Genomic DNA, 1,951 nt, shown 5'->3' on the forward strand with positions numbered 1-1,951 from the left:
CGCGCCGTGCTCGACCGCGCCGACGCCGCGGGCCTCGCCGTCACCGAGCTGACCCTGCACACCCCCGATCTGGACGACGTCTTCCTCGCCCTCACCGGGCACCCGACCCTGGACACGGAGGTCCCGGCATGACCACCCTCGCCCTCGCCGACTCCCGGACGATGCTGCGCCGAGGTGTGCGCAGGTTCGTCCGCTACCCCTCGCTGACCGTGATGCTCATCGGGCTGCCGGTCGTGTTCCTGCTCCTGTTCGTGTACGTCCTGGGCGGCACGCTCGGCGACGGGCTCTCGGGCGGCGGCCGCTCGGCCTACCTCGCCTACGTGGTCCCCGGGATCCTGATGCTCACGATCGCCTCGACCGGGCAGGGCACCGCCATCTCGGTCGCGATGGACATGCAGGAGGGGATCATCGCCCGGTTCCGGACGATGGCCATCCACCAACCCGCGGTCCTGGTCGGGCACGTGGGCGCGACCGTGATCCAGACGGCGGTCGCGCTGGCGGTCGTGCTGGGCGTCGCGGTGGCGATGGGCTACCGGCCCGAGGCGGGCCCCCTGGGCTGGCTCGGCGCGGTCGGGCTCGTGCTGCTGGCCACCCTGGCCGTGACGTGGCTGTCCGTGGCCCTGGGGCTGGGGGCGAAGTCGGTGGAGAGCGCCAGCAACTCGCCGATGATCCTCACCCTGCTGCCCTTCCTCGGCAGTGGTTTCGTGCCCACCGACTCCATGCCGACGGCGCTGCGCTGGTTCGCCGAGTACCAGCCGTTCACGCCGATCATCGAGACCCTGCGGGCGCTGCTCGACGGTCGCGCACCCGCGAGCCTCTCCCTCTGGCTCGCGCTGGGCTGGTGCGTCCTCGTGGGGGTCGGCTCGTACGTCCGGTCGACCCGGCTCTACACCCGCTCGCGGTAGGCGGCGGCCGCCTCCGCCGCCGCGGCGCGCAGGTCCTCGCGGGACAGGCCGGCGTACTCCGAGCTCGCCTCGGCGTACGCCGGCCCCGCGACCTGTGCGCGGATCACCGCCGACGCCATCGTGGGCTGGTACTCGCGCTGGTAGTGGAACCGCTCGGCGAGCGCGACCAGCCATCCCCCACGCACCGCACGGCCGCGATCCACCTCGACCAGCCCGAGGGCCACGAGCAGGGTCCCGCACACCGGGTCCGGCACGCCGAGCCGCAGCATCTCCGCGAGCGCCCCCGGCAGGCCCGCGACCAGGTCCTCGACCTCGCTGAGCGCACCGGCCCGGACGTGCGCCACGACCGCCACCGCCCCGATCGAGCGGACGAAGGGGTCGAGCCACCCGGGCACCGTCGGAGCGTCGAGCAGCTCGACGGCGGCCCGCCAGCCCGCGAGCCCGGCGGCCTCCCGGCCGGTCGCCAGATCGAGCTCGGCACGGGCCACCCTCTCGAACACCTCGCCGTCGAGCGTGACCGACGGGGGCACGGTCTCGAGCACGCGCGCGGCGGCCGCCGTGTCGCCGAGGCCCAACCGGGCCAGGACGACGCTGAGCCCTAGCCCGACCGGGTCGCCCTCGATGCCGTAGCGCGAGGCGGCCTCCGCCGCCACGGTGAGGTGGGTGAGGGCCTCGGCGTGCCGTTCGAGCTGCAGGGAGATCTCGGCGAGCCTGCCGTGGGCGAAGGCCTCGAGCCACACCGGCGCACCGGGCCGCAGGAGGCCGCGCATCCGGCTGGTGCCCGCGTATGCACCCGCCATGTCCCCCGCGGCCTCGCGGACGTACCCGACCACGGCGAGGGCCACGGCCGCGACGAGCGGACGGGGGCTCTCGCACAGCTCGGCGAGTGCGGCGGTGTCCGGCAGCACCCGCAGTACCACCGCCAGCGCCCCGGCCGAGGTGTCCGGGGGACCCGGGTCGAGCCTGCGCAGCACCGCCAGCGGCCGCACGGCGGCGAGCGGGTCGACCAGCAGCGTGACGGCGGCGTCCACGGCCACGGCCTGCAG

General features: G+C 75.2%; 1 protein-coding gene and 2 pseudogenes. 2 read left to right on the plus strand and 1 reads right to left on the minus strand.

Going from position 1 to position 1,951, the window contains the following annotated elements; all coding sequences use genetic code 11:
- Both H5J29_RS35585 and H5J29_RS30740 read left to right on the plus strand, forming a co-directional pair.
- Window positions 1–132, plus strand: a pseudogene (locus tag H5J29_RS35585) (ABC transporter); the annotation flags it as partial.
- A complete protein-coding gene (locus H5J29_RS30740) occupies window positions 129–905 on the plus strand; it encodes an ABC transporter permease (protein ID WP_181784446.1) in 777 nt (258 codons plus the stop codon). The pseudogene H5J29_RS35585 and the gene H5J29_RS30740, both read left to right, overlap by 4 nt.
- Here the strand turns inward: H5J29_RS30740 and H5J29_RS30745 are convergent.
- Window positions 887–1,951 (minus strand): annotated as a pseudogene (locus H5J29_RS30745) (hypothetical protein); the annotation flags it as partial. The gene H5J29_RS30740 and the pseudogene H5J29_RS30745 sit on opposite strands and share 19 nt — an antisense overlap.

The sequence above is a fragment of the Pseudonocardia pini genome (genome assembly GCF_013870575.1).
Taxonomy (GTDB): Bacteria; Actinomycetota; Actinomycetes; order Mycobacteriales; family Pseudonocardiaceae; genus Pseudonocardia; species Pseudonocardia pini.

What these genes read in the sequence shown, in the direction of transcription:
- H5J29_RS30740 (WP_181784446.1), top strand. Translation starts at nt 129, where the DNA reads ATGACCACCCTCGCCCTCGCCGACTCCCGGACGATGCTGCGCCGAGGT.